This is a genomic window from Pseudomonas sp. C 49-2, assembly GCF_003970195.1.
GTDB lineage: Bacteria > Pseudomonadota > Gammaproteobacteria > Pseudomonadales > Pseudomonadaceae > Aquipseudomonas > Aquipseudomonas canadensis.
Genome location: NZ_RXYG01000001.1, coordinates 293254 through 317840, shown reverse-complemented (window position 1 = coordinate 317840; position 24587 = coordinate 293254). Strand labels below are relative to the sequence as shown.

At 60.5% G+C, this 24587-nt stretch carries 27 protein-coding genes and 1 pseudogene; 19 read left to right on the top strand and 9 right to left on the bottom strand.

From position 1 onward, the window contains the following. Positions 1–36: 36 nt before the first annotated feature. Positions 37–1182 (bottom strand): MFS transporter, encoded by a 1146-nt coding sequence (locus EJ576_RS01430; RefSeq protein ID WP_126569453.1) that lies wholly within the window; start codon positions 1180–1182, stop codon positions 37–39. Between the two features lie 159 nt (positions 1183–1341). Beyond that, positions 1342–2835, bottom strand: coding sequence for an aldehyde dehydrogenase (locus tag EJ576_RS01425; protein WP_028618469.1), 1494 nt, complete (start codon positions 2833–2835; stop codon positions 1342–1344). 229 nt (positions 2836–3064) lie between these two features. Between EJ576_RS01425 and EJ576_RS01420 the strand changes: the two genes are divergently transcribed. Continuing rightward, complete coding sequence (locus EJ576_RS01420) at positions 3065–3427, top strand: cupin domain-containing protein (RefSeq protein ID WP_028618470.1); 363 nt, start codon at positions 3065–3067, stop codon at positions 3425–3427. Positions 3428–3498: 71 nt separating this feature from the next. On the opposite strand, the gene rpmG is transcribed toward EJ576_RS01420, so the two are convergent. Continuing rightward, a complete protein-coding gene (gene rpmG / locus EJ576_RS01415) occupies positions 3499–3654 on the bottom strand; it encodes a 50S ribosomal protein L33 (protein WP_003176906.1) in 156 nt (51 codons plus the stop codon). An 11-nt stretch (positions 3655–3665) separates the two neighbouring features. Further along, the gene (gene rpmB, locus EJ576_RS01410; protein ID WP_010207494.1) at positions 3666–3899 is read right to left on the bottom strand and encodes a 50S ribosomal protein L28; all 234 of its coding nucleotides are present in this window, start codon (positions 3897–3899) and stop codon (positions 3666–3668) included. Positions 3900–4357: 458 nt separating this feature from the next. Here rpmB and EJ576_RS01405 point away from each other — a divergent pair, with 458 nt between their 5' ends. Next, complete coding sequence (locus EJ576_RS01405; RefSeq protein ID WP_028618471.1) at positions 4358–5947, top strand: ABC transporter substrate-binding protein; 1590 nt, start codon at positions 4358–4360, stop codon at positions 5945–5947. Between the two features lie 83 nt (positions 5948–6030). On the opposite strand, the gene radC is transcribed toward EJ576_RS01405, so the two are convergent. Beyond that, the gene (gene radC, locus EJ576_RS01400; RefSeq protein ID WP_122729870.1) at positions 6031–6705 is read right to left on the bottom strand and encodes a DNA repair protein RadC; all 675 of its coding nucleotides are present in this window, start codon (positions 6703–6705) and stop codon (positions 6031–6033) included. Between the two features lie 157 nt (positions 6706–6862). Between radC and coaBC the strand changes: the two genes are divergently transcribed. The 6 genes and pseudogenes from coaBC (at position 6863) to EJ576_RS01365 (ending at position 12022) form a co-directional block, all read left to right on the top strand. Then, complete coding sequence (coaBC, locus tag EJ576_RS01395; protein ID WP_126569452.1) at positions 6863–8071, top strand: bifunctional phosphopantothenoylcysteine decarboxylase/phosphopantothenate--cysteine ligase CoaBC; 1209 nt, start codon at positions 6863–6865, stop codon at positions 8069–8071. A gap of 5 nt (positions 8072–8076) precedes the next feature. Further along, positions 8077–8532 (top strand): dUTP diphosphatase, encoded by a 456-nt coding sequence (dut, locus tag EJ576_RS01390; RefSeq protein WP_016975923.1) that lies wholly within the window; start codon positions 8077–8079, stop codon positions 8530–8532. A 240-nt stretch (positions 8533–8772) separates the two neighbouring features. Then, a pseudogene (locus EJ576_RS01380) lies at positions 8773–10194 on the top strand (phosphomannomutase/phosphoglucomutase); the annotation flags it as partial. Between the two features lie 19 nt (positions 10195–10213). Continuing rightward, entirely contained in the window at positions 10214–11119 is a 906-nt protein-coding gene (gene argB, locus EJ576_RS01375; protein WP_017735763.1) for an acetylglutamate kinase, read from the top strand. A gap of 203 nt (positions 11120–11322) precedes the next feature. Next, on the top strand, positions 11323–11535 hold the full coding sequence (locus tag EJ576_RS01370) for a hypothetical protein (RefSeq protein ID WP_028618475.1): 213 nt from the start codon (positions 11323–11325) through the stop codon (positions 11533–11535). Positions 11536–11638: 103 nt separating this feature from the next. Continuing rightward, entirely contained in the window at positions 11639–12022 is a 384-nt protein-coding gene (locus EJ576_RS01365) for a hypothetical protein (RefSeq protein WP_122729873.1), read from the top strand. A gap of 96 nt (positions 12023–12118) precedes the next feature. Here the strand turns inward: EJ576_RS01365 and pyrE are convergent, their stop codons facing one another. Then, on the bottom strand, positions 12119–12763 hold the full coding sequence (pyrE, locus tag EJ576_RS01360) for an orotate phosphoribosyltransferase (RefSeq protein ID WP_028618476.1): 645 nt from the start codon (positions 12761–12763) through the stop codon (positions 12119–12121). An 82-nt stretch (positions 12764–12845) separates the two neighbouring features. Here pyrE and EJ576_RS01355 point away from each other — a divergent pair, with 82 nt between their 5' ends. Next, entirely contained in the window at positions 12846–13625 is a 780-nt protein-coding gene (locus EJ576_RS01355) for an exodeoxyribonuclease III (protein ID WP_003195493.1), read from the top strand. A 58-nt stretch (positions 13626–13683) separates the two neighbouring features. Here EJ576_RS01355 and EJ576_RS01350 read toward each other — a convergent pair whose 3' ends face one another. After that, entirely contained in the window at positions 13684–14055 is a 372-nt protein-coding gene (locus EJ576_RS01350; RefSeq protein ID WP_025856354.1) for a DUF4870 domain-containing protein, read from the bottom strand. Between the two features lie 22 nt (positions 14056–14077). Then, the gene (gene rph, locus EJ576_RS01345) at positions 14078–14800 is read right to left on the bottom strand and encodes a ribonuclease PH (RefSeq protein WP_016975928.1); all 723 of its coding nucleotides are present in this window, start codon (positions 14798–14800) and stop codon (positions 14078–14080) included. A gap of 185 nt (positions 14801–14985) precedes the next feature. Here rph and EJ576_RS01340 point away from each other — a divergent pair, with 185 nt between their 5' ends. The 6 genes from EJ576_RS01340 (at position 14986) to EJ576_RS01315 (ending at position 20280) form a co-directional block, all read left to right on the top strand. After that, the gene (locus EJ576_RS01340; RefSeq protein WP_126569451.1) at positions 14986–15849 is read left to right on the top strand and encodes a YicC/YloC family endoribonuclease; all 864 of its coding nucleotides are present in this window, start codon (positions 14986–14988) and stop codon (positions 15847–15849) included. Between the two features lie 10 nt (positions 15850–15859). After that, on the top strand, positions 15860–16480 hold the full coding sequence (gmk, locus tag EJ576_RS01335; protein ID WP_016975930.1) for a guanylate kinase: 621 nt from the start codon (positions 15860–15862) through the stop codon (positions 16478–16480). Between the two features lie 167 nt (positions 16481–16647). Continuing rightward, positions 16648–16911, top strand: a complete 264-nt coding sequence (gene rpoZ / locus EJ576_RS01330) for a DNA-directed RNA polymerase subunit omega (RefSeq protein ID WP_003176920.1) — start codon at positions 16648–16650, stop codon at positions 16909–16911. A gap of 60 nt (positions 16912–16971) precedes the next feature. Continuing rightward, a complete protein-coding gene (spoT, locus tag EJ576_RS01325; RefSeq protein WP_016975931.1) occupies positions 16972–19077 on the top strand; it encodes a bifunctional GTP diphosphokinase/guanosine-3',5'-bis pyrophosphate 3'-pyrophosphohydrolase in 2106 nt (701 codons plus the stop codon). Between the two features lie 22 nt (positions 19078–19099). After that, positions 19100–19480 (top strand): RidA family protein, encoded by a 381-nt coding sequence (locus EJ576_RS01320; RefSeq protein ID WP_003176922.1) that lies wholly within the window; start codon positions 19100–19102, stop codon positions 19478–19480. Positions 19481–19536: 56 nt separating this feature from the next. Beyond that, on the top strand, positions 19537–20280 hold the full coding sequence (locus EJ576_RS01315) for a hypothetical protein (protein ID WP_016975932.1): 744 nt from the start codon (positions 19537–19539) through the stop codon (positions 20278–20280). Between the two features lie 31 nt (positions 20281–20311). Here EJ576_RS01315 and EJ576_RS01310 read toward each other — a convergent pair whose 3' ends face one another. Then, positions 20312–21169 (bottom strand): SDR family oxidoreductase, encoded by an 858-nt coding sequence (locus EJ576_RS01310; RefSeq protein ID WP_122729882.1) that lies wholly within the window; start codon positions 21167–21169, stop codon positions 20312–20314. Positions 21170–21356: 187 nt separating this feature from the next. On the opposite strand from EJ576_RS01310, the gene exbB reads away from it, so the two are divergent. From exbB to EJ576_RS01290, 4 genes are all read left to right on the top strand, one after another. Next, positions 21357–22337, top strand: a complete 981-nt coding sequence (gene exbB, locus EJ576_RS01305) for a tonB-system energizer ExbB (protein ID WP_068937857.1) — start codon at positions 21357–21359, stop codon at positions 22335–22337. Between the two features lie 6 nt (positions 22338–22343). Next, positions 22344–22769 carry a TonB system transport protein ExbD gene (gene exbD / locus EJ576_RS01300; protein WP_003195519.1) on the top strand — a complete coding sequence of 142 codons (426 nt, stop codon included), beginning with the start codon at positions 22344–22346 and terminating at the stop codon, positions 22767–22769. Continuing rightward, positions 22766–23515, top strand: coding sequence for an energy transducer TonB (locus EJ576_RS01295; protein ID WP_016975935.1), 750 nt, complete (start codon positions 22766–22768; stop codon positions 23513–23515). Before exbD ends, EJ576_RS01295 begins: the two co-directional genes overlap by 4 nt. A gap of 143 nt (positions 23516–23658) precedes the next feature. After that, on the top strand, positions 23659–24579 hold the full coding sequence (locus tag EJ576_RS01290; protein WP_126569450.1) for a hydrogen peroxide-inducible genes activator: 921 nt from the start codon (positions 23659–23661) through the stop codon (positions 24577–24579). The last annotated feature ends 8 nt before the right edge of the window (positions 24580–24587 follow it).

Here is a 24587-nt window from a genome sequence, read left to right as displayed (position 1 = left end):
CTGGCTGACACACCGCAATCGCTGGCAAGCCAGCTCCTACAGGGCCGGCTGTGTTGCACCGAATGCGCCTTGGCGCAGCAACAGCAGCACCAGGCCCAGCGCCCCCGCGGCCATCAGCAACGGCAATGCATGCCCGCTGATCCACTGGCTGCCGGCGCCCGCCACCAGTGGGCCGATCAGGCAACCGATCCCCCACAACTGTGCCACATGCGCATTGGCACGCACCAGCGCATCGTCGCGGTAACGCTCGCCGATCAGGATCAGCGACAGCGTGAACAAGCCACCCGCACTCGCACCGAACACGACCCACACCGGCCAGATCAGCGGCGTATGCATCAACAACGGAATGGCCAGGCTCGACGCCAGCAACAGCACTGCACACGCCAGGAACAACGTGCGCCGTGGCAGGTAATCGGCCAGTGCGCCGATGGGCAGCTGCAGCAGCGCGTCGCCGACCACTACGGTGCTGACCATCGCCAAGGCAATCTCAGCAGTGAAGCCTTGTTGCAGGCAATACACCGGCAACAACGTCAGAATCATCGCCTCGAAGGCGGCGAATAACGCCACTGCCCAGGCAATCGCCGGCAGGCTCAGGCAGAAGCGCCACAGTTGCGCGAAGGTCACGCTGAAGGACTCGGCGCTTGGCGCGCCGGAGCGGCCCAGCAACAGGAGTGGCGCCACCACCAACAAGCCCACGCCTACCCAGAAACCGTAATCATGGTCGGTGCCGATCAAGCCCAGCAGCAACGGGCCTGACAGTTGGCTCAAGGCATAACTGCAGCCATACAGCGCCACCAACCGGCCGCGCCACTGCTCCACCACCAACTGGTTGATCCAGCTTTCGCCAAGGATAAACACAATGGTCAGAATCACGCCGATCATCAGGCGCAGCACCAACCAGACCGGGTAGCTCGGCAGGATCGCCAGCAAGCCGATGGACACCGCGCCCGCCCACAGGCACAGGCGCATGAGATTGGCGGTTCCGAGCCATGAGGCCATGCGGCTGGAGATTTTCGCGCCGAGCAGTACGCCAAAGGCCGGCATGGCTGCCATCACGCCGATGGCGAAACTGCCATAGCCCCAGCTTTCGAGGCGCAGGGACACCAGCGGCATACTGACGCCCAGGGCCAAACCGACGCTGAGCACCGAAGCCAGGACGGCGAAATAAGTCGCCCAACGCATTTCCACGCTCCTGTGGATAATTTTCAGGGAGTGCAAAACGAACTGTAGGAGCGAGCTTGCTCGCGAAAAACGTTAACGATGACGCGCCTATCCTGGATAAACGCGGCGCCTTCTAGTTCTTCGCGAGCAAGCTCGCTCCTACAGGAATCAGCGTGTTGCTTAGAGCTTGATCCAGGTCGCCTTCAGCTCGGTGTACTTGTCGAACGCATGCAGCGACTTGTCGCGACCGTTGCCCGACTGCTTGAAGCCACCAAACGGCGCGGTCATGTCGCCGCCGTCGTACTGGTTGACCCATACGCTACCGGCGCGCAAGGCCTTGGCAGTCAGGTGGGCCTTGGAGATATCCGCCGTCCAAACCGCTGCGGCCAGGCCGTAGATGGTGTCGTTGGCAATGGCGACCGCTTCTTCGGCGCTGTCGAAGGTAATCACCGACAGGACCGGGCCAAAGATCTCTTCCTTGGCGATTTTCATGGCGTTGGTCACGCCGTCGAAAATCGTCGGCTCGACGTAAGTACCACCCGTTTCTTCCAGCGTGCGCTTGCCACCGGCGACCAACTTGGCGCCATCGGCATGACCGGCTTCGATATAGGACAGCACGGTGTTCATTTGCTGGGTGTCCACCAGTGCGCCGACGTTGGTGGCCGGGTCCAGTGGGTTGCCGGGCTTCCAGCCCTTGAGGGCTTCGATCACCAGCGGCAGGAATGTGTCCTTGATGGATCGCTCGACCAGCAGACGCGAACCGGCGGTGCAGACCTCGCCCTGGTTGAACGCGATAGCGCCAGCGGCGGATTCGGCAGCAGCTTGCAGGTCCGGTGCATCGGCAAACACGATGTTCGGGCTCTTGCCGCCCGCTTCCAGCCACACGCGCTTCATGTTCGATTCGCCGGAGCGGATCAACAGCTGCTTGGCGATCTTGGTGGAGCCGGTGAACACCAGGGTGTCGACGTCCATGTGCAGCGCCAGCGCGTTGCCGACCGTGTGGCCATAACCTGGCAGCACGTTGAACACACCTTTTGGAATACCGGCTTCAACGGCCAGGGCCGCGATGCGAATGGCAGTCAGCGGGGATTTTTCGGACGGCTTGAGGATCACCGAGTTACCGGTGGACAGCGCCGGGCCGAGCTTCCAGCAGGCCATCATCAGCGGGAAGTTCCACGGCACGATGGCGCCAACCACGCCAACCGGCTCGCGGGTCACCAGGCCCAACTGGTCGTGCGGGGTGGCGGCAACTTCGTCGTAGATCTTGTCGATGGCCTCGCCGCTCCAGCTCAGGGCATTCGCCGCGCCGGGTACGTCGATGTTCAGGGAGTCGCTGATTGGCTTGCCCATGTCCAGGGTTTCGAGCAGCGCCAGCTCTTCGGCATTGGCCTTGAGCAAGGCTGCGAAACGCAGCATGGCGGATTTGCGTTTGGCCGGCGCCAGGCGCGACCACACACCGGAATTGAAGGTGGCGCGGGCGTTTTCAACGGCGCGCTGGGCGTCGGCCACGTCACAGCTGGCAACGGTGGCCAGCAGGCGGCCGTCGACCGGGCTGATGCATTCGAAGGTGTCACCGGAAGCGGCGGCGGTGTACTCGCCATTGATGTAGGCGCGGCCTTCGATCTTCAGATCCTTGGCGCGTTGTTCCCAATCGGCACGGGTCAGGGTGGTCATGCGAGTGTCCTCCTCTTATTGAATACAAGGGCCAGGGGATGTCCCACGGCAGCCTCAAAGAATTCTTGCCCGCCAGCCAATGGTTCGGCGCAAGGCAGCTGCCACCCTAAACCAGCGGCTGGGGATGTTTCAATATATTTGACATAACGCCAGTAAACGCCCTTGCGATGTTCATTTTAATAAACATAGACTTTGGGCTCTCCAACCGCAGGCCAGACGGGACACGCACATGAGCATCCAGGACATCGTCGACTTCAGCCAAGCCAAGACCGCCGCCGAGCGCTACCGCCCTGCCGCCGAAAAAATCCTCAAGGGCGATCCCGAACAGACGATCTACAACCACTACAACAGCCCCTGCGGCCAGATGAGCGCGGGCGTGTGGGAAGGTGAAGTCGGGCACTGGAAGGTTAGCTACACCGAACACGAATACTGCGAGATTGTGCAGGGCGTGTCGGTGCTACGAGATGCCGATGGCAACGCCAAGACCCTGCGCGCCGGCGACCGTTTCGTGATCCCGGCCGGGTTCAGCGGCACCTGGGAAGTGCTGGAGCCGTGCCGTAAGATCTACGTGGTATTCGAACAGAAAGCCTGACCGGTAAATCGCAGGCAAAAAAAAGCCCGAATCGTGAGATACGGGCTTTTTTTCACAAGGAGGAAAATCAATTACTTGATTTTGCCTTCTTTGTAGATCACGTGCTTACGAACGCGCGGGTCGAACATTTTCTTTTCGAGCTTGTCCGGGGTAGTACGCTTGTTCTTGTCGGTAGTGTAGAAGTGACCAGTACCGGCGCTAGAGATCATTCGAATCAATTCACGCATGATATAGCTCCTTAGATTGTGCCAGCGCGGCGCAATTCAGCCAGCACGACAGTGATGCCACGCTTGTCGATGATGCGCATGCCTTTAGCAGATACGCGCAGACGGACGAAACGTTTCTCTTCTTCAACCCAGAAGCGGTGATGCTGCAGGTTCGGCAGGAAACGACGACGGGTTTTGTTATTTGCGTGGGAAATGTTATTCCCAGTCACCGGACCCTTACCGGTAACTTGACAGACTCTCGACATGCCTCAGCCCTCTAAAACCACATGCCCAACCCGGCATGGGTTGGCCGCTTAATCTCTCAGTCATTTGGCGCCAGGCGCCGCGTTTCTTTAGGGTCTTACCGGCTACACCTACAAGCGAAGGAACCGGGCCCCTAGAAAAGAGCGCTGCTTTATACCAGAAAGACCCAGGTGCAACAACAGCCCGAGTGTTTTTACTGGCGTAAATCTTGGCGGCAGACGCCTGAACCGTTGCCAGGAGGGGCCGCTGTCGCAGCCGACCGCTCGTCGCACAGAATGATTTACAGCGCCCGCGCGCACCATTAAGTGCTCGGCAAAATGCGCTGAGGTGCCATCAAAACAGCATTTGGGGCAAAAGCACAGGCAAAAATGGGCTAGTCATTTACCAATCAGACCACTACGGTAGGACTTTTCCAGACTGCACTCGCAGATGGGCCTTCGATCTGCAAAGGAAACCGAACATGCGCCTCGCTGCCCTACCGCTATTGCTCGCCCCTCTCTTTATCGCGCCGCTGGCCTCTGCCGCCAGCAACTTGAGCGTCTGCACCGAGGCCAGCCCCGAAGGGTTCGATGTGGTGCAATACAACTCGTTGACCACCACCAACGCCTCGGCCGACGTGCTGATGAACCGCCTTGTGGACTACGACGCGGCCAGCGGCAAACTGGTGCCCAGCCTGGCGGACAGCTGGGAAGTCTCGCCGGATGGCCTGACCTATACCTTCAAGCTGCACCCGGATGTGAAATTCCACCGCACCGAATACTTCACCCCTAGCCGTACCCTGACCGCCGAAGACGTGCGCTTCAGCTTCGAGCGCATGCTCGACCCGGCCAACCCCTGGCACAAGATCGCCCAGAGTGGCTTCCCCCATGCGCAATCGTTGCAACTGCCGACGCTGGTCAAGAAAATCGACGCCCTTGATCCGCTGACCGTGCGTTTCACCCTGGATCACGCCGACTCTACCTTCCTCGCCGCCCTGAGCATGGGTTTTGCCTCGATTTACCCGGCGGAATATGCCGACAAGCTGCTCAAGGCCGGCACGCCGGAGAAGCTCAACAGCCAGCCAATCGGCACCGGGCCGTTCATCTTCAGCCGATTCCAGAAAGATGCCGTGGTGCGCTACAAGGCCAACCCGGACTACTTCGCCGGCAAACCGTCTGTGGATAACTTGATCTTCGCCATCACCCCGGACGCCAACGTGCGCCTGCAAAAATTGCATCGCGACGAATGCCAGATCGCCCTGTCCCCCAAACCGCTGGATGTGGGCGAAGCCGAAAAGGACCCGGCACTCAAGGTGGAAAAAACCGCCGCATTCATGACCGCCTTCGTGGCCATCAACAGCCAGCACCCGCCTCTGGACAAGCCCGAAGTGCGCCAGGCAATCAACTTGGCGTTCGACAAAGGCAGCTACCTCAAGGCTGTGTTTGAAGGTACCGCCGAAGCCGCCAACGGACCTTTCCCGCCCAACACGTGGAGTTACGCCAAGGAGCTGCCGGGTTATCCACAGGACCTCACCAAGGCCAAGGCACTGCTGGACCGCGCCGGGCTCAAGGATGGTTTCAAGACCACTATCTGGACACGCCCCACCGGCAGCCTGCTGAACCCTAACCCGAACCTTGGTGCACAGCTGTTACAGGCTGACCTGGCCAAGGTCGGCATCCAGGCCGAGATCCGCGTGATCGAATGGGGCGAGCTGATCCGCCGCGCCAAGGCCGGCGAACACGACCTGCTGTTCATGGGCTGGGCCGGCGACAACGGCGACCCGGATAACTTCCTGACCCCGCAGTTCTCCTGCGCAGCGGTGAAATCCGGCACCAACTTCGCCCGCTATTGCGACCCCGCGCTGGACAAGCTGATCAGCGCTGGCAAGACCACCAGCGAGCAAGGCGTACGCACCAAGCTCTACCAGCAGGCCCAGGCGCAGATCCAGCAACAGGCGCTGTGGTTGCCGCTCGCGCACCCGACCGCGTTTGCCCTGGCCCGCAAGAACGTCGAGGGCTACCAGGTGAGCCCATTCGGGCGCCAGGACTTCTCCAAAGTCAGCGTCAAATAACCCTTGTAGGAGCTGGTTTGCCAGCGATGGCGTCAGCGAAGTCCATCGCGATCTTGCGGACCTGATCGCCGGCAAGTCGGCTCCTACATCCACCCATACTCCGCCATCGACAACGGGTCGCCATCCCCCACGATGATGTGATCCAGCACCCGCACATCCACCACTTCCAAGGCTTTTTGCAGCAACTTGGTCAATTTTCGATCAGCCGCACTCGGCTCAAGGCTGCCGGAAGGATGGTTGTGGCACAGGATCAACGCCGCCGCGTTGTACGCCAGGGCGCGCTTGACCACTTGCCGGGGATAGACCATCGCCGCATCGATGGTGCCCTGGGACAACGCCTCAAACCCCAGCACCCGGTGTTTTGAGTCGAGAAACAGGCAACCGAAGGTCTCATGAGGCTCGTGCCGCAACAACGCCTTGAGGTAATCCCGCACGGCCACAGGGCTTTCCAGCACCGAGTCCTGGCGCAAGCGTTCGGCCATGTGGCGCCGGGCCATTTCCAGCACCGCCTGCAACTGGGCAAACTTCGCCGGCCCCAACCCCAATTGCTGGCTGAACAGCGCCTGGCTGGCCTCCAGCAAGGGGCGCAAGCCGCCAAATTGCGCCAACAGATGGCGCGCCAGGTCCACCGCGCTCCGACCGGAAACCCCGGTACGCAGGAAGATCGCCAGCAGCTCCGCATCCGACAGGCTCGCCGCGCCCCCTTCCAAAAGCTTTTCCCGGGGCCGCTCCGCCACCGGCCAATCACGAATACTCATCTCACCTCCCTCTCCATACGCGCCGTGGCATGTGCGCCGCTGTTGCCTAGCGGACGCTGTGTTATCGTAGGCCCTCTTTTTTGCAGGCGATTTCCCCTGGGGAGGGGGCATCGCAGGCGTCACTGAACTGGCATCACTGAACTGGAAAGGCAAACCAATGCAGCGTCTGTATCGGAAACGCATCGTTCTCGGCGTTGGCGGCGGCATTGCCGCCTACAAGAGCGCAGAACTGGTTCGCAGGCTCCTGGACCAAGGCGCCGAAGTGCGCGTGGTCATGACCCGCGGTGGCAGTGAGTTCATCACCCCACTGACCATGCAAGCGCTGTCCGGCCACCCGGTTCACCTGGACCTGCTGGACCCGGCAGCCGAAGCCGCCATGGGCCATATCGAGCTGGCCAAATGGGCCGACCTGGTGCTGATCGCCCCGGCCACCGCCGACCTGATCGCCCGTCTGGCCCAAGGCATCGCCGATGACCTGCTGACCACCCTCGTACTGGCCACAGACGCCACCGTCGCCATCGCCCCGGCCATGAACCAAGCCATGTGGCGCGACCCAGCCACCCAGGCCAACACCCAACTCCTGCAAAGCCGTGGCCTCAAGGTGTTCGGCCCGGCATCCGGCAGCCAGGCCTGCGGCGACGTCGGCATGGGCCGCATGCTCGAAGCCACCGACCTGGCGCTGTGTGCGGCCGAGTGCTTCCAGCACCTGGCCCTGACCGGCAAGCATGTGCTGATCACCGCTGGCCCGACCCAGGAAAACATCGACCCGGTGCGCTACATCACCAACCATAGCTCAGGAAAAATGGGCTTCGCTTTGGCTGAAGCGGCGGTCGAGGCAGGCGCGCGCGTCACCCTGATCACCGGCCCGGTGCATTTGCCGACCCCGGATCGGGTCACACGAATCGACGTAGTCAGCGCCCGCGACATGCTGGCGGCCTGTGAGGCGGCCATTCCGTGCGACCTGTTCATCGCCTCGGCAGCAGTTGCAGACTACCGCCCGGAAGTGGTCGCCCCGCAAAAGCTCAAGAAAGACCCTACAAGCGGCGACGGCCTGCTCCTGCGAATGGTGCGCAACCCAGACATCCTGGCCACCATTGCCACCCGCGCAGACCGTCCGTTCAGTGTCGGCTTTGCCGCCGAGACCGAGCACCTGCTGGACTACGCCGCACGCAAATTGAAAGACAAAAACCTCGACCTGATCGTTGCTAATGATGTCGCCAACCCGAGCATCGGCTTCAACAGCGAGGAAAATGCCTGCAGCGTGATCGACCGCGACCTGCATGCCACCCTTTTCGCCCAGACCAGCAAGGGCAAGATTGCCCGCCAACTGATCTCTTTTATCGCCCAACGGCTGAACCAGGTTTAATTTCCATGCACGCTTTGCAAGCCAAGATCCTCGACCCACGCATCGGCAACGAATTCCCACTGCCGGCCTACGCCACCCCAGGCTCCGCCGGCCTCGACCTGCGCGCCATGCTCAAGGAAGACACTGTCCTTGAGCCGGGCCAGACCATTCTGATTCCGACCGGCTTGTCGATCTACGTAGGCGATCCTGGCCTGGCAGCGCTGATCCTGCCGCGCTCTGGCCTGGGCCATAAACACGGCATCGTGTTGGGCAACCTGGTCGGCCTGATCGATTCGGACTACCAGGGCGAACTGATGGTGTCATGCTGGAACCGTGGCCAGACCGCGTTCAACATCGCTGTCGGCGAACGCATTGCCCAGTTGGTACTGGTGCCGGTGGTGCAGGCGCACTTCGAACTGGTACAGGAGTTTGATGAAACCCAACGCGGCGCAGGCGGTTTTGGGCATTCCGGCAGTCACTGACTAAGCTAATTCTGGCCGGGCGCTGTTGCCCGGCCCGACGCCACCGCAAGGCTTTTCAGGACGAAGAATGCGCGGATTTTATCAGCGAGATTTCCCCATAGAAATCAAAGCATTACGCAGACATAAACACGGAGCCAGCGCTCCGATGGCATTTTTGCACCACGAACTCTCTGCCGAAAACACCGTCATACCCTTCAGTTTGAGCCTGCCGGCCAGCCACATTAAGGCCAGCCTTGCCCCCTTCAGATGGAGTTTCCCCCCGCGATGAGTACCGCAGCCCGCGTAGCCCCAGCATTCCCCGACAGTATCTTTCGCGCCTATGACATCCGTGGCGTAGTGCCCAAGACCCTGACGGCCGAAACCGCCTACTGGATTGGCCGCGCCATCGGCTCCCAGAGCCTGGCCCAGGATGAACCCAACGTTTCGGTCGGCCGTGACGGTCGCCTGTCAGGCCCGGAGCTGGTGGAACAACTGATCCAGGGCCTGGCCGACAGTGGTTGCCATGTCAGCGACGTGGGCCTGGTGCCAACGCCCGCGCTGTACTACGCCGCCAACGTACTGGCCGGCAAGTCCGGGGTGATGCTCACCGGTAGCCACAACCCGTCGGACTACAACGGTTTCAAGATCGTCATCGCTGGCGACACCCTGGCCAACGAACAGATCCAGGCCCTGCACGACCGCCTGAAAAACAACGATCTGACCAGCGGCAAGGGCACCATCACCAAAGTCGACATCCTGCAACGCTACTCTGATGAAATCACCCGTGACGTCAAACTCGCACGCCGCCTCAAAGTGGTGGTGGACTGCGGTAACGGCGCGGCCGGCGTGATCGCCCCGCAGTTGCTCGAAGCCTTGAACTGCGAAGTGATTCCGTTGTTCTGCGAGGTCGACGGCAACTTCCCCAACCACCATCCGGACCCGGGCAAGCCTGAAAACCTGGTGGACCTGATCGCCAAGGTCAAGGAAACCGGGGCGGATGTGGGCCTGGCCTTCGACGGCGACGGCGACCGCGTGGGTGTGGTGACCGAGACCGGAGAAATCGTGTTCCCGGATCGCCTGTTGATGCTGTTTGCCCGTGACGTGGTGGCGCGCAATGCCAACGCCGAGATCATCTTCGACGTGAAGTGCACCCGCCGCCTCACCCCGCTGATCAAGGAATATGGCGGTCGCCCGCTAATGTGGAAGACCGGCCACTCGTTGATCAAAAAGAAAATGAAGGAAACCGGCGCGCTGTTGGCCGGCGAAATGAGCGGCCACGTGTTCTTCAAGGAGCGCTGGTTCGGCTTTGACGACGGTATTTACAGCGCTGCGCGCCTGCTGGAGATCCTCAGCAAGGAAAAATCCACCGCCGAAGAGCTATTCCAGACCTTCCCGAACGATATTTCTACGCCAGAGATCAATATCCATGTGACCGAGGAGAGCAAATTCAGCATCATTGACGCACTGCACGATGCGCAATGGGGCGAAGGTGCCAACCTGACCACCATTGATGGTGTGCGAGTCGATTACGCCAAAGGCTGGGGCCTGGTTCGCGCGTCCAACACCACGCCGGTGCTGGTCCTGCGTTTCGAGGCGGATACCGAGGCTGAGTTGCAGCGCATCAAGGACGTGTTCCACGCCCAGTTGAAACGTGTTGCCCCTGATCTCCAATTACCGTTCTGATTTTTTACCGGAGCCCTGAATGACCCTCGAACGCGAAGCCGCTGCCAACACTGCCAAGGTCCTGTCCGAAGCGTTGCCTTACATTCGACGCTATGTCGGCAAGACGCTGGTGATCAAGTACGGCGGCAATGCCATGGAAAGCGAAGAGCTGAAAACCGGCTTTGCCCGCGACATCGTGTTGATGAAAGCCGTGGGGATCAACCCGGTGGTAGTGCACGGCGGCGGCCCGCAAATCGGCGACCTGCTCAAGCGCTTGTCGATCGAGAGTCACTTCATCGATGGCATGCGTGTCACTGACGCGCAGACCATGGACGTGGTGGAGATGGTCCTCGGCGGCCAGGTCAACAAAGACATCGTCAACCTGATCAACCGTCACGGCGGCAGCGCCATTGGCCTGACTGGCAAGGACGCGGAGCTGATCCGCGCGAAAAAACTGACCGTGACCCGTCAGACGCCGGAAATGACCCAGCCGGAAATCATCGACATCGGCCAGGTGGGTGAAGTGATCGGCATCAACACCGACCTGCTGAACCTGCTGGTCAAAGGTGACTTCATCCCGGTGATCGCGCCCATCGGCGTGGGCGCCAACGGTGAGTCCTACAACATCAACGCCGACCTGGTGGCCGGCAAGGTGGCCGAAGCATTGAAGGCTGAAAAGCTGATGCTGTTGACCAACATCGCCGGCTTGATGGACAAGGAAGGCAAAGTGCTGACTGGCTTAACCACGCAACAAGTGGACGAGTTGATCGCTGACGGCACCATCTACGGTGGCATGCTGCCGAAGATCCGTTGCGCGCTGGAAGCGGTGCAAGGCGGCGTGGGCAGCTCACTGATCCTGGATGGTCGCGTGCCGAACGCGATCCTGCTGGAAATCTTCACCGATACCGGTGTGGGTACGCTGATCAGCAACCGCAAGCGTCCATGATGTAAAAGTCTTGAATAGACCGTAGTTTTCGACGGTTCTTTCGGCGACACGTACCTATGTACGAAACCTCCGAAAGAATCGACGAAATCTGCGGTCTTTTTTATGCGAGAGGGAAATGCCCTACCGCAATGATCGAAGCATCCGACATCTTGCCGGCATACATCTGCTTAGGATCTTCCTTAAATCCACAGGAGATCTTCCCCATGCAAAAAACCTACACCCCCTACGGCAGCGACGTATCGGCAGGCACCTATGAGTGTGCCGACTGCGGACGCCACTACAGCAATCAGTCGAAGACTTCCCTTCCACCCTGCCCAAATTTCAAAGCAAGCCCGCACCTCCTGAAAGGCTGGAATATCCTCACCGGCCAGGGTGACGCTGTCGAAGATCCGTACCCGAACCAGCCTTCCCAATAACGGTGGGAGCCGGTCAAAAAAACCCTAAAAATTTCCGACAGCGAAATTGCAAGCGCGCTATAACGCATCGCCAAAGCACTGTTATGCCAGACGCTGGGCCTGAATGCCGTTGGGTGACATCGTCGCGGTCAGCGGCCTGCTGCTGACCCTGACCACCTTCATGTTCAACTGGGCGTGGCCCAAGGTACATGATGCATTAGCGATGGATGAGAACCAATCAGGCGCGCAGGCCAGGAAACGTAGCAGGACGAAAGTCATCAATATTTTGCTTGCCTGCGCACTGCCCATGACCAGTACTTTCATGGCGCTGTTTTACGTAAACCTGCCCACTGCGGTCCGTGTCATGAACAGCAGCACACTGGACCTGTGGAACTTCGACGTGGATCGCACGCTGTACGTGCTAGTGGTCCTGGCATTGCTGGTGTTTGCGCTGTTCAATGCCTGGCTCGTCGTGCGACTGATCGATAAATGGCGGAAATTGGGTTAACCGCCAGTCGGGCTGCCGTGTTTCAACGCTAATGAGCGCCATAGCAACCCTGACCCTTATTCCAAAAAAAGGCCCTGTTTTCACAGGGCCTTTTATTTAGACACCGAACTGCTCGCGGTACGCCCGCACGGCGGGTAGATGCTGTTTAAGCTGCGGGTCGTCTTCCAGGAACTGCAACACTTGGTTCAACGACACAATGCTCACCACCGGAATGCCGAAATCGCGCTCCACTTCCTGGATGGCCGACAATTCACCGTTGCCACGTTCCTGGCGGTTCAGCGCGATCAGCACGCCGGCAGCCTTGGCGCCATCCTGGGAGGCGATGATCTGCATGACTTCGCGGATCGCAGTACCGGCGGTGATCACGTCGTCGATGATCAGCACGTCGCCCTTGAGTGGAGCCCCGACCAGGCTGCCGCCTTCGCCGTGGGCCTTGGCCTCTTTGCGGTTGAAACACCATGGCAGGTCCTGCCCATGATGCTCAGCCAAAGCCACGGCCGTTGCCGCCGCCAGGGGGATACCCTTGTAGGCAGGGCCGAACAGCACGTCGAAGGAAATACCGCTTTCAACGATGGCTGCCGCGTAGAAACGACCCAGCTGGGCCAGGGCCGAACCCGAGTTGAACAAGCCTGCATTGAAGAAGTACGGGCTGGTGCGCCCGGACTTCAAAGTGAACTCACCGAAGCGCAAAACGCCGCGATCGATGGCAAAACGAATGAAATCGCGTTGATACGCCTGCATGAAAAAAGCCTCAGATACCACGGATTTAGCTAATTAGGTGGACGGCGTGTATCATACACGCACGCGATTTTTGGGGCCATTTATGCGGATCATCAGTGTGAACGTTAATGGTATTCAGGCTGCAGTCGAGCGTGGTTTGCTCAGTTGGCTGCAAGCCCAGAATGCCGACGTCATCTGCCTGCAGGATACCCGCGCCTCCGCCTTTGAACTGGACGACCCAGCCTTCCAACTGGATGGCTACTTCCTTTATGCCTGCGATGCCGAAGTGCCCACCCAAGGTGGCGTGGCTTTGTATTCGCGGTTGCAACCCAAGGCGGTCATCAGCGGCCTCGGCTTCGAGACAGCCGACCGCTACGGGCGCTACCTGCAAGCCGATTTCGATAAGGTCAGCATCGCGACCTTGCTGCTCCCTTCGGGGCAGAACGGCGATGAAGACTTGAACCAGAAGTTCAAGCTAATGGACGATTTCGCCCGTTACCTGGATAAACAGCGACGCAAACGTCGCGAGTACATTTATTGTGGCTCGCTGTACGTGGCGCAACAGAAGCTGGATATCAAGAACTGGCGCGACAGCCAGCAATCCCCGGGTTTCCTGGCGCCGGAACGTGCCTGGATGGACGAGATTGTCGGCAACATGGGCTATGTGGATGCCCTGCGCGAAGTCAGCCGCGAAGGCGACCAGTACAGCTGGTGGCCGGACAACGAACAGGCTGAGATGCTTAACCTGGGCTGGCGTTTCGACTACCAGTTGCTCACCCCAGGTCTGCGCCGGTTCGTGCGCAGCGCCCGCCTGCCGCGCCAGCCACGCTTCTCGCAGCACGCGCCGCTGATCGTGGACTACGACTGGACACTGACCATCTAAGGTCTTTTTCCAGGCACAAAAAAACCGACATCGCTGTCGGTTTTTTTGTGGGCGTTCATTATTTGATCAGGCGCCAGGTCAAGGGGTAGCGATACACAATCCCCTTGTTGGCCTTGATGCTACCAATGATAGTCAGCACCACCGTGGCGATCGCCAGGGCAACCATCAGGAAAAAGCCAATCACTGCAAAAGCCAGCACGATGCAAGCTATCCAGGCGATGGCCACGGTGATCTGGAAGTTCAGCGCTTCCTTGCCCTGATCATCAATGAACGGGTCCACTTCTTTCTTCATCTGCCACAGGATCAGCGGCCCCACGACGCTACCGAAGGGGAACACGAAGCCCAGAAACGCCGCGAGATGGCACAACATTGCCCCCTGGCGCACTTCGTAGGAAGGCGTAGGCACCGGCATTTGGCTGTTGTCATTCATGGCGTTTCTCCTTGAAACGGGCTCAGTCAGCCAGGGCGGCGTTCTGCAGTTCGAAGATTTCGGTCATGCCTTTCTGGGCCAGGGCCAGCATGGCGTTCAGCTCGGCCGGCTGGAAGGGCGCGCCTTCGGCGGTGCCCTGCACTTCGATGAAACCACCGGTGCTGGTCATGACCACGTTCAGGTCGGTCTCGGCAGCCGAGTCTTCCAGGTAGTCCAGGTCCAGCACTGGCTCGCCCTGGTACATGCCTACCGATACCGCAGCAATCATCTGCTTGAGCGGGTCACCGCCTTTCAGGCCGCCACGTTTCTTGATCACTTTCAGCGCGTCAACCAGGGCCACCATGGCGCCGGTGATGGACGCAGTGCGGGTGCCGCCGTCGGCCTGGATCACGTCGCAGTCGACATACAGGGTCACGTCGCCCAGCTTGGACATGTCCAGGGCTGCGCGCAGGGAGCGGCCGATAAGACGCTGGATTTCCAGTGTACGGCCGCCCTGCTTGCCACGGCTGGCTTCACGCTGGTTACGCTCACCGGTGGCGCGCGGCAGCATGCCGTACTCGGCGGTCAACCAACCCTGGCCCTGGCCTTTGAGGAAACGCGGCACGCCGTTTTCGACGCTGACGGTGCAGATGACCTTGGTATCTCCAAACTCGACCAGTACAGAACCCTCGGCGTGTTTGGTGTAGTTGCGGGTGATGCGGATCGAGCGGAGCTGATCGGCAGCGCGACCACTTGGACGTTTCATAGGGAGACACCTGTACTGAGGACGAAAAACTGCCGAGCATTATAGAGCCGCGAGCCGTTTCGGGGCACTGCTAAAAAATTCGGTTACGAATGCTCGGGTTTGGGCGTGTCCGCCCCACTGCGCTACAATCCTGCGCCTTCTTAATCATCAGCCCGTGTTTGCGGGCTGCAACGCGAGGTACCTCCATGGTGCACAGCATGACCGCCTTCGCCCGCGTCGAAAAAGCCGGCGTCCAAGGCACCCTGAGCTGGGAACTGCGCTCGGTCAACAGCCGTTACCTGGAGCCGCACCTGCGCCTGCCGGAGTCGTTCCGCGATCTCGAAGGCGCCGTGCGTGAAGCACTGCGCCAGGGTATTTCCCGCGGCAAGCTGGAATGCACCCTGCGTTTTACCGAAGAAACCACCGGCAAGGCCTTGCAGATTGACCGCGACCGCGCCGCGCAACTGGTCGCCGCAGCCGAAACCATCGCCGGCCTGATCAAGCAGCCGGCCGCGCTCAACCCACTGGAAGTGCTGGCCTGGCCCGGTGTACTGGTGGCCGACGCCACCGACCCGCAAACCCTTAACGCCGAAGCGCTCGCCCTGTTCAACCAAGGCCTCAAGGAGCTGAAAGCCGGCCGCGAGCGCGAAGGCGCCGAGCTGGCGCGCTTGATCAGCGAGCGCCTGACCGCCATTGAAGCAGACGTTGTCACCCTGCGTGAACTGGTGCCGCAGATGCTCGCCAGCCAGCGCCAGAAGGTGCTCCACCGCTTCACCGACATGAAGGCCGACCTCGACCCCACTCGCCTGGAGCAGGAAATGGTCCTGCTGGCGCAGAAGAGCGACGTTGCCGAAGAGCTCGATCGCCTGAGCACCCACATCCTCGAAGTGCGCCGCGTGCTCAAGTCCGGCGGTGCCGCCGGTCGGCGCCTGGACTTCCTGATGCAGGAACTCAACCGCGAAGCCAATACACTGGGCTCCAAGGCGTTCGACCCGCGCAGCACCACGGCGGCGGTCAACCTCAAAGTGTTGATCGAGCAGATGCGCGAACAAGTACAGAATATTGAGTAAGGCAACCTCCATGACCCACAGCACCGGCACCCTGTACATCATTTCCGCCCCTTCGGGCGCGGGCAAGAGCAGTCTGGTCAAGGCCCTGACCGACGCTGACGAGCAGATCCGCATTTCGGTTTCCCACACCACCCGCGCCATGCGTCCGGGTGAGGTAAACGGCGTGCACTATCACTTCGTCGAGCGCACCGAGTTCGTCAAGATGATCGAACACGGCGACTTCCTGGAGCGTGCCGAAGTGTTCGGCAACCTCTACGGCACCTCGCAAAGCCACCTGCAGCAGACTCTGGATGAAGGCCACGACCTGATCCTGGAAATCGACTGGCAGGGCGCCGAGCAAGTGCGCAAGCTGATGCCCCAGGCGCGCTCGATCTTCATCCTGCCGCCTTCGCTGGAAGCCTTGCACCAACGCCTGACCAACCGTGGCCAGGACAGTGACGAGATCATCGAAGGTCGTATGCGTGAAGCCGTCAGCGAAATGAGCCACTACGTCGACTACGACTACCTGATCATCAACGACGATTTTGCCCACGCACTGGACGATTTGAAGGCGATTTTCCGCACCAATCAGCTCCAGCAAAAGCGCCAGCAACAGCGTTTCGGCAAATTACTGGCCGAACTGCTCGGTTGATTGGCTCTTCCCAAAACCGCTGCAAGGGCTTTACATTGGCACTTGTAGCGGTTTTGCGAGGGCCTGCGAAAAATCAGCGCTTCCCTAAACGCTGGTGATTTTTTAAACTGTTTAGTCCGCTCGCCCAACCGGGCAGCGCGCATCTTGCATTCGCTCCGAGGAATACCATGGCCCGCGTAACCGTTGAAGACTGCCTAGAACACGTGGATAACCGCTTTGAGCTGGTCATGCTCTCTACCAAGCGTGCCCGTCAACTGGCCACTGGCGGCAAAGAGCCCCTGGTCCAGTGGGAAAACGACAAGCCTACCGTTGTAGCCCTGCGTGAAATCGCTGAAGGCCTGATGAGCTACGAGTTCATCGCCAACGCTGAAATCGTTGAAGACGAACCGCTGTTTGCAGCGTTCGAGGACGAGTCCAACGAGGCCGTCTAAGCCTATGCCTGGTCGACGTAGCACGGCGCGGGGTCACAGCCAACGGCAGGAGTTCACACTTTGCCGAGCATAGACGCCCTCGCCGATCGCTTATCGGCCTACCTCGGCCCAGACCAGGTCAACCTGGTCCGCCGAGCGTATTTCTACGCCGAACAAGCCCACGACGGCCAACGCCGGCGTAGCGGTGAGGCGTATGTCACCCATCCTCTTGCGGTGGCAAATATTCTTGCCGACATGCACATGGACCATCAGAGCCTGATGGCCGCGATGCTGCATGACGTGATCGAAGACACCGGCATCGCCAAGGAAGCGCTCAGCGCACAATTTGGCGAAACCGTGGCCGAACTGGTCGACGGGGTCAGCAAACTGACCCAGATGAACTTCGAGACCAAGGCTGAAGCCCAGGCGGAAAACTTCCAGAAGATGGCCATGGCCATGGCCCGCGATATCCGGGTGATTCTGGTCAAGCTGGCCGACCGGCTGCACAACATGCGCACGCTGGAAGTGCTGTCCGGCGAAAAACGCCGGCGCATCGCCAAGGAAACCCTGGAAATCTACGCGCCCATCGCCAACCGGCTGGGCATGCACGCCATTCGTATCGAATTCGAAGACCTCGGTTTCAAAGCCATGCACCCGATGCGTTCGGCGCGCATCTACCAGGCGGTCAAGCGCGCCCGGGGCAACCGCAAGGAAATCGTCAACAAGATCGAAGAGTCCCTGAGCCATTGCCTGGCGATCGACGAGATCGAAGGCGAGGTCAGCGGCCGGCAGAAACACATCTACGGCATCTACAAGAAGATGCGCGGCAAGCGTCGGGCCTTCAACGAGATCATGGACGTGTATGCGTTCCGGATCATCGTCGACAAGGTCGACACCTGCTACCGCGTGCTGGGCGCTGTACATAATTTGTACAAACCGCTGCCGGGGCGCTTCAAGGATTACATCGCGATTCCCAAGGCCAACGGCTACCAGTCGCTGCATACCACGCTGTTTGGTATGCACGGGGTGCCGATCGAGATCCAGATCCGCACCCGCGAAATGGAAGAGATGGCCAACAACGGCATCGCCGCCCATTGGCTGTACAAATCCAGCGGCGACGAGCAGCCAAAAGGCACCCATGCCCGTGCCCGCCAGTGGGTCAAGGGCGTGCTGGAAATGCAGCAACGTGCCGGCAACTCCCTCGAATTTATCGAAAGCGTGAAGATCGACCTGTTTCCGGACGAGGTCTACGTGTTCACGCCCAAAGGCCGGATCATGGAGCTGCCCAAAGGCTCCACGGCGGTCGACTTTGCCTACGCCGTGCACACCGACGTGGGCAATAGCTGCATCGCCTGTCGGATCAATCGTCGTCTCGCACCGCTGTCCGAGCCACTGCAAAGCGGCTCCACGGTCGAGATCGTCAGCGCACCGGGCGCACGCCCGAATCCGGCATGGCTCAACTTTGTGGTCACCGGCAAGGCGCGCACGCACATCCGTCACGCTTTGAAACTGCAGCGCCGCTCCGAGTCCATCAGCCTGGGCGAACGCCTGCTGAACAAGGTGCTCAACGGTTTCGACAGCGCCCTGGACAAGATTCCTACAGAGCGCGTGCAAGCGATGCTCCACGAGTATCGCCAGGAAACCATCGAAGACCTGCTGGAAGATATCGGCTTGGGCAACCGCATGGCCTACGTGGTCGCCCGCCGCCTGCTCGGCGAAGGCGAACAATTGCCAAGCCCCGAAGGTCCGCTGGCGATTCGTGGCACCGAGGGCCTGGTACTCAGCTACGCCAAGTGCTGCACGCCGATCCCGGGCGACCCGATTGTCGGCCATTTGTCGGCGGGCAAAGGCATGGTGGTGCACCTGGACAACTGCCGCAACATCACCGAAATCCGCCACAACCCGGAAAAATGCATCCAGCTCTCGTGGGCCAAGGATGTCACCGGCGAATTCAACGTCGAGTTGCGGGTGGAGCTGGAACACCAGCGCGGCCTGATCGCCCTGCTCGCCAGCAGCGTCAACGCAGCCGACGGCAATATCGAGAAGATAAGCATGGACGAACGCGATGGTCGCATCAGCGTGGTCCAGTTGGTGGTCAGCGTTCACGACCGCGTGCACCTGGCCCGCGTGATCAAGAAACTGCGTGCCTTGACGGGTGTGATCCGCATCACTCGCATGCGCGCCTAAGCCACATTACAAGGAGTCATTCATGACCAAGACTGTTATCACCAGCGATAAAGCCCCGGCCGCCATCGGCACTTACTCCCAGGCGATCAAGGCAGGCAACACCGTCTACATGTCCGGCCAGATTCCACTGGACCCAAAGACCATGGAACTGGTTGAAGGCTTCGAAGCACAGACCGTGCAGGTCTTCGAAAACCTCAAGTCGGTGGCCGAGGCTGCCGGCGGTTCGTTCAAAGACATCGTCAAGCTGAACATCTTCCTCACCGACCTGAGCCACTTCGCCAAGGTCAACGAGATCATGGGCAAGTACTTCGAACAGCCTTACCCAGCCCGCGCCGCCATCGGCGTTGCCGCCCTGCCAAAGGGTGCACAGGTTGAGATGGACGCGATTCTGGTCATCGAGTAAAACACCCGGCGCAGCCCCCATAGGCTGCGCCGACTTCGTTTTAAAAGGATTTCATGATGCGCAAAGCGCTTGTAGCCTCATCACTGCTCGCCCTGTTGCTCGGCGGCTGCGCCAGCAACCCTGCCGACCGGGATGTGAGCGGCACCTGGATCAACCAGGTCGCCATCGATGCGGCAGCCAAAGGCGGCCCTTTGCGTGAAGCCCTGCAGAGCTTTGGCCCGAACCTCGAATGGGAGGTCAATACCAAGGCCTCGCAGGCACGCTACTACAACGGTTTTGAAGTAGCGGAAGGCAAATTGCTGGGTGAAAAGTCCGGCGCGTGGAGTGTGGATTTCTACGGCAGCTCCGCCACCGAACTCAAGCGCAAAGGCAAACAGCTGCTGCAAGTGGCCAACGACAACGAGCCTGAACAGCTGTTCGCCCGCCCCAAAGAGCCCGCACCGGAAGGCGCGCCACTGGGCGCAAACTTCGAGCGTGCGCTGTACGCCGCTTATATGGGGGGTGACTGGAAGATCCTCGACGGCTTCGGAAGCGGCGCCATCGTGCAATTCCAGGCCAACGGCAAGGTCGCCGGCCTGCCGAATGTCGATCAGTACTCGCTGTGCCTGGCGGGCGATTGCGCGTCCATGAGCGGTGGCTACGACAGTATCTGGCTGCAGTTGAACGGCCAGGGCAACCCGTGGATCTTTGTGCGCAAAGGCAAGCAGCTGGAGATCTTCCAGGCGATCAATACCGCACAGGCGGATGAGGTGCCTTCGTTTACGCCAGGGCCTCGCCAGTGGCTGCTGGAAAAACAATGATAAAAAAGGAGCCCTTGGGCTCCTTTTTCATTTAACGCTGGCCTTCGAGGATCGCCGCATAGCCTTCCCGATAAGTCGGGTACGTCGGCACCCAACCCAACGCCTTGGCTCGGGCATTGCTGCATTGCTTGCTGCCAGCACGCCGCACACTCGCGTCATCAGCCCATTCGGTCACACCCAGATACTCACGCAACCAATCCACCACCTCGGCCAGCGGCGCAGGCGCATCGTCGACGCCGATGTAGACCTTCTCCAGCGAGCCGCCTTTTTCCACATGATGCAACAAAAACGCCAGCAAACCCGCTGCGTCATCTGCGTGAATGCGGTTGCCATATAAAGGTGGGTCGATTGCCACGCGGTAGCCTTGGCGAACCTGAGTCAACAGCCATTCGCGGCCCGGTCCATAGATACCAGTCAGACGCACAATGCTGGCGGGGATGCCACTGTCGAGCGCAACTTGCTCAGCCTCCAACATTACTTGCCCGGAATATCCCTTCGCCTGAGTCTCCGACGTTTCGTCGACCCACTCGCCATTCTGCTGCCCGTAAACGCTGCTGCTGGATACAAACAGCAGGTGCTTAGGCTCCTGCCCGTAGTCGCCCAGCCACTCCAGCACATGTTTCAACCCTTCAACATAAGCAGCGCGATAGCCAGCCTCGTCGTGGTCCGTCGCAGCAGCGCAGTACACCAGGTAATCCACCCCGCCGATCGGCCAGGTGTCAGGGCAATCCTTGTTGAACAGGTCACCGGCAATACCGACCACCCCGTCGGGCAGCCGCGAAATATCTCGGCGCAGGCCATGAACCTCCCATTCCGAGGCGAGCAACTGGCTGGCCAGCCGGCTCCCTACATCGCCACAGCCGGCAATCACAACAGAAGGCGCAGACATCACAAAACTCCGTACTGAAAGGTCTAGGTTAGCCCTCGCGAGTGACCGACGGCCAGAAAAAGGGCAAATAAAGTAACTGTATTACTTCTGTTAACAAGAATTACTTGCAATAATAACCGCCCATTTGTCCTCGACCCCTTGGGTCTGGAAGGACGATCACTCATTTTTTCTCTCAGGTCCGGCCAGCATGACACGTAATACAACCCCCGCTTCGCCAACCAAGCTTCACAGCCCATCCCGCGCCTGGCGCGCGATTGCTGCGCTGCTGTTCAGCGTACTGCTGGCACCGACCGCCGCCTTCGCTGACGCCACCGCACCCGCCACCCCGGCTGCCGCCGAGCAAAATGCCGCGGCACCGGCAGCTCCAGTGGCTGCGCCGGCCGCCACCGACCCGGCCCTGGCGGCTGACCCAGCCTCCGCCGAAGACACCGGTGTGGTGTTGGAAGAAGACAACACCCTGGGCATGGCCCATGACCTGTCGCCGTGGGGCATGTACCAGAACGCTGACGTGGTGGTGAAAGCCGTGATGATCGGCCTGGCCATCGCCTCGATCATCACCTGGACCATCTGGATCGCCAAAGGCTTCGAGCTGCTGGGCGCCAAACGTCGTCTGCGCACTGAAATCGTCCACCTGAAAAAGGCTACCACCCTCAAGGAAGCCAGCGAAAGCGCGACCAAGAAGGGCACCCTTGCCAACACTCTGGTGCACGATGCGCTGGAAGAAATGCGCCTGTCGGCCAACACCCGCGAAAAAGAAGGCATCAAGGAACGTGTGGCCTTCCGCCTGGAGCGCCTGGTGGCAGCCTGCGGTCGTAACATGAGCAGCGGCACCGGCGTGCTGGCGACCATCGGTTCCACCGCGCCGTTCGTCGGCTTGTTCGGTACCGTGTGGGGCATCATGAACAGCTTCATCGGCATCGCCAAAACCCAGACCACCAACCTTGCCGTCGTTGCCCCTGGCATCGCCGAAGCCCTGCTGGCGACCGCCCTGGGCCTGGTTGCCGCGATTCCTGCGGTGGTGATCTACAACGTCTTCGCCCGTTCGATTGCCGGCTACAAAGCCCAGGTATCGGACGCGTCGGCAGAAGTCCTGCTGCTGGTCAGCCGCGACCTCGATCACCTGCCTACCGAGCGCAGCTCGCAACCGCACATGGTGAAAGTGGGGTAATCGGCCATGGGCCTGCATTTGAATCAAGGCGACGACGAACTCGTCGAGAACCACGAAATCAACGTCACGCCGTTTATCGACGTGATGCTAGTGCTGCTAATCATCTTCATGGTGGCGGCACCGTTGGCGACCGTGGACATCAAGGTCGACCTACCCGCGTCCAGCGCCAAACCTGCGCCACGGCCAGAGAAACCGATCTTCCTCAGCGTCAAGGCGGACCAACGCCTGTTCCTGGGCGAAGAAGAAGTCAAAGCTGAAACCCTGGGCCCCGTGCTCGACGCCAAGACCCAAGGCAAGAAAGACACGACGATCTTCTTCCAGGCTGACAAGGGCGTGGACTACGGCGACCTGATGAGCGTGATGGATGCCCTGCGGGCAGCCGGCTACCTCAAGGTCGGCCTGGTCGGACTTGAGACGGCAGCCAAGAAATGATCACGACGCGCCACAAACTGACGCGTTATGGCACCAGCCTCGCCGTCGTACTGGGCGTGCATGCCGTCGCGATCGCTATCGCGCTTCATTGGTCCGCGCCGCGCACGGTGCAGTTGCCGCCGGCTGCCATGGTCATCGACCTGGCACCGATGCCAGCCCCGCCGCCGCCAGCGCCGCCCAAGGTGGTAACGCCGCCGCAACCGCCTGCACCGGTGGAAGAGCTGCCCCTGCCGAAACTGGCCGAGGCACCCAAGCCAACGATCCAGGTGCCCAAGCCGGTCAAGCCCAAGCCTAAACCGCAGCCGCCGAAGCCTGTGGAGAAGAAGATCGAGCCGCCCAAGGAGAAACCCTCCGAGGATCCGCCGAGCGACGCTCCGCCGACCCAAGCACCGGCTGAGAAATCGGCCCAACCTGTACCAGGCCCTTCTCCGCAGCAAATCGCAGCGAAGGCTTCCTGGGAAGGCACGCTGCTGGCTCACTTGCAGAAGTACAAAAAGTACCCGCCAGGCGCGCAGGCCCGTGGCAAGGAAGGCCTGAACCGCCTGAAGTTCGTGGTGGATGCCGAAGGCAACGTGCTGTCCTACGAGTTGGTGGGCCGCTCCGGCAACGCCGACCTGGACCGCGCCACGCTGGACATGATCCGTCGCGCCCAGCCGCTGCCCAAGCCACCGGCAGACATGCTCAAAGGTGGCAGCATCGAGATCGTTGCACCGTTCGTGTACAACATCGAGAAGCGTCGTCGCTGAAAAATGAAGGTGGTGAGGGGCAACCCTTACCACCTTCAGCAAAATCTGCGTAACTCCCCGCTCAATCCCCAGTAAAGTTCTGATAACGTGCGTCTATCGATTGCAGCCGGTATGCTTGGCCCGCAACCTCATGGACGCCCGCTATGACTCTTACAGAATTACGCTACATCGTTACCCTCGCCCAAGAGCAGCACTTCGGCCACGCGGCCGAGCGTTGCCATGTCAGCCAGCCGACGCTGTCGGTGGGCGTGAAAAAGCTTGAAGACGAACTCGGTGTGCTGATTTTCGAGCGCAGCAAGAGCGCCGTGCGCCTAACGCCTGTGGGCGAAGGCATTGTGGCCCAGGCCCAGAAGGTGCTGGAGCAGGCGCAGAGCATTCGCGAACTGGCCCAGGCCGGCAAGAACCAGCTGACCGCACCGCTGAAAGTCGGCGCCATCTACACCGTCGGCCCGTACCTGTTCCCGCACCTGATCCCGCAACTGCACCGCGTCGCGCCGCAGATGCCGTTATATATCGAAGAAAACTTCACCCACGTGCTGCGCGACAAACTGCGCAACGGCGAGCTGGACGCGATCATCATCGCCCTGCCGTTCAACGAAGCGGACGTGTTGACCCTGCCGCTCTACGACGAGCCGTTCTACGTCTTGATGCCCGCTTCCCACCCGTGGACGCAAAAGGACACCATCGACGCCGGCCTGCTCAACGACAAGAGCCTGCTGCTGCTGGGCGAAGGCCACTGCTTCCGTGACCAGGTATTGGAAGCCTGCCCGACCCTGACCAAGGGCAACGACGGCGCCAAGCACACCACCGTGGAATCCAGCTCCCTGGAAACCATCCGGCACATGGTCGCCTCCGGCCTGGGCATTTCGATCCTGCCGCTGTCGGCGGTGGACAGCCACCACTACGCCCCCGGCGTGATCGAAGTGCGCCCACTGACGCCGCCGGTGCCGTTCCGTACCGTAGCGATCGCCTGGCGCGCCAGCTTCCCACGACCGAAAGCGATTGAGATCCTCGCCGATTCGATCCGCCTGTGCTCGGTGGCCAAGCCGACGACTGCGAGCTAAGCAACGGT

What these genes read in the sequence shown, in the direction of transcription:
- EJ576_RS01430 (WP_126569453.1), bottom strand. Translation starts at nt 1,182, where the DNA reads ATGCGTTGGGCGACTTATTTCGCCGTCCTGGCTTCGGTGCTCAGCGTC.
- EJ576_RS01425 (WP_028618469.1), bottom strand. Translation starts at nt 2,835, where the DNA reads ATGACCACCCTGACCCGTGCCGATTGGGAACAACGCGCCAAGGATCTG.
- EJ576_RS01420 (WP_028618470.1), top strand. Translation starts at nt 3,065, where the DNA reads ATGAGCATCCAGGACATCGTCGACTTCAGCCAAGCCAAGACCGCCGCC.
- rpmG (WP_003176906.1), bottom strand. Translation starts at nt 3,654, where the DNA reads ATGCGTGAATTGATTCGAATGATCTCTAGCGCCGGTACTGGTCACTTC.
- rpmB (WP_010207494.1), bottom strand. Translation starts at nt 3,899, where the DNA reads ATGTCGAGAGTCTGTCAAGTTACCGGTAAGGGTCCGGTGACTGGGAAT.
- EJ576_RS01405 (WP_028618471.1), top strand. Translation starts at nt 4,358, where the DNA reads ATGCGCCTCGCTGCCCTACCGCTATTGCTCGCCCCTCTCTTTATCGCG.
- radC (WP_122729870.1), bottom strand. Translation starts at nt 6,705, where the DNA reads ATGAGTATTCGTGATTGGCCGGTGGCGGAGCGGCCCCGGGAAAAGCTT.
- coaBC (WP_126569452.1), top strand. Translation starts at nt 6,863, where the DNA reads ATGCAGCGTCTGTATCGGAAACGCATCGTTCTCGGCGTTGGCGGCGGC.
- dut (WP_016975923.1), top strand. Translation starts at nt 8,077, where the DNA reads ATGCACGCTTTGCAAGCCAAGATCCTCGACCCACGCATCGGCAACGAA.
- argB (WP_017735763.1), top strand. Translation starts at nt 10,214, where the DNA reads ATGACCCTCGAACGCGAAGCCGCTGCCAACACTGCCAAGGTCCTGTCC.
- EJ576_RS01370 (WP_028618475.1), top strand. Translation starts at nt 11,323, where the DNA reads ATGCAAAAAACCTACACCCCCTACGGCAGCGACGTATCGGCAGGCACC.
- EJ576_RS01365 (WP_122729873.1), top strand. Translation starts at nt 11,639, where the DNA reads ATGCCGTTGGGTGACATCGTCGCGGTCAGCGGCCTGCTGCTGACCCTG.
- pyrE (WP_028618476.1), bottom strand. Translation starts at nt 12,763, where the DNA reads ATGCAGGCGTATCAACGCGATTTCATTCGTTTTGCCATCGATCGCGGC.
- EJ576_RS01355 (WP_003195493.1), top strand. Translation starts at nt 12,846, where the DNA reads ATGCGGATCATCAGTGTGAACGTTAATGGTATTCAGGCTGCAGTCGAG.
- EJ576_RS01350 (WP_025856354.1), bottom strand. Translation starts at nt 14,055, where the DNA reads ATGAATGACAACAGCCAAATGCCGGTGCCTACGCCTTCCTACGAAGTG.
- rph (WP_016975928.1), bottom strand. Translation starts at nt 14,800, where the DNA reads ATGAAACGTCCAAGTGGTCGCGCTGCCGATCAGCTCCGCTCGATCCGC.
- EJ576_RS01340 (WP_126569451.1), top strand. Translation starts at nt 14,986, where the DNA reads ATGGTGCACAGCATGACCGCCTTCGCCCGCGTCGAAAAAGCCGGCGTC.
- gmk (WP_016975930.1), top strand. Translation starts at nt 15,860, where the DNA reads ATGACCCACAGCACCGGCACCCTGTACATCATTTCCGCCCCTTCGGGC.
- rpoZ (WP_003176920.1), top strand. Translation starts at nt 16,648, where the DNA reads ATGGCCCGCGTAACCGTTGAAGACTGCCTAGAACACGTGGATAACCGC.
- EJ576_RS01320 (WP_003176922.1), top strand. Translation starts at nt 19,100, where the DNA reads ATGACCAAGACTGTTATCACCAGCGATAAAGCCCCGGCCGCCATCGGC.
- EJ576_RS01315 (WP_016975932.1), top strand. Translation starts at nt 19,537, where the DNA reads ATGCGCAAAGCGCTTGTAGCCTCATCACTGCTCGCCCTGTTGCTCGGC.
- EJ576_RS01310 (WP_122729882.1), bottom strand. Translation starts at nt 21,169, where the DNA reads ATGTCTGCGCCTTCTGTTGTGATTGCCGGCTGTGGCGATGTAGGGAGC.
- exbB (WP_068937857.1), top strand. Translation starts at nt 21,357, where the DNA reads ATGACACGTAATACAACCCCCGCTTCGCCAACCAAGCTTCACAGCCCA.
- exbD (WP_003195519.1), top strand. Translation starts at nt 22,344, where the DNA reads ATGGGCCTGCATTTGAATCAAGGCGACGACGAACTCGTCGAGAACCAC.
- EJ576_RS01295 (WP_016975935.1), top strand. Translation starts at nt 22,766, where the DNA reads ATGATCACGACGCGCCACAAACTGACGCGTTATGGCACCAGCCTCGCC.
- EJ576_RS01290 (WP_126569450.1), top strand. Translation starts at nt 23,659, where the DNA reads ATGACTCTTACAGAATTACGCTACATCGTTACCCTCGCCCAAGAGCAG.